Origin of the sequence: Limnospira sp. (assembly GCF_051859755.1) — a bacterium.
In the GTDB taxonomy this organism is placed as follows: domain Bacteria; phylum Cyanobacteriota; class Cyanobacteriia; order Cyanobacteriales; family Microcoleaceae; genus Limnospira; species Limnospira fusiformis.
Genome location: NZ_JBIMLI010000394.1, coordinates 1 through 692 on the forward strand (window position 1 = coordinate 1; position 692 = coordinate 692).

The window sequence follows — 692 nt, forward strand, 5'->3', positions numbered from 1 at the left end:
GGGATTTGACCGTCGAGTTTTGGCTGTATTTGAGAGATTGGCCGAAGAGTTGGACGGATATTATCTCTAAGTATGTCAACGACCAGCAATGGGAACAAGAGTTAGAATATGCCCTCAATCAGTTAGGGAGAAGTCTAGCAACAGAAAGCACAGATATTTGGAGGATCCAGGAGGGTCAGCGGGATGAAAAACTGCATCAATTGCTAATTGGTTCTAATTTAGAGTCCCCCAAGAATCTGGATCAAAGCTATGATAATCAAGTTATCGGAATTCGGGGATGGGTTTTACCGAAAGATCATGATGTGCGTAGCGTCAAGATTATAGTCAAGTCAGCATCATGTGAACGAGAGGAATTGCTATCAGTTCAAAGGACTGATGTCATCCGCATAAAACTTAATGCTGAACCCGAAGAACATCCTCAACTATTTTGTGGGTTTAATTTTAAAGTGACACCCGCAGATAGAATAGAAATTTACATTAGTATAGAAGGCTATAAATATCACTGGAAAACCATTGAATCGACTCGATTTCCATATAATGAGTTCTGCTTTCGGTTGAAGGATGACCAGAAGGGTCAGTGGTATTATGGCAAGGGGGAGGCTGTTGCGAAACAGGTTAACTGGGTTCCCCAAGAGGATATGAGGCTGCATGAGTGGGTTCATGTGGCTTGCGTGCGGAAGGTGGGGCAGTAT

General features: G+C 43.1%; 1 protein-coding gene. It reads left to right on the plus strand.

The genetic code is table 11. The features are described 5' to 3' along the window. Window positions 1-692: hypothetical protein (locus ACTIE0_RS24840; protein ID WP_439517075.1), on the plus strand; the 692-nt coding region annotated here is incomplete at both ends.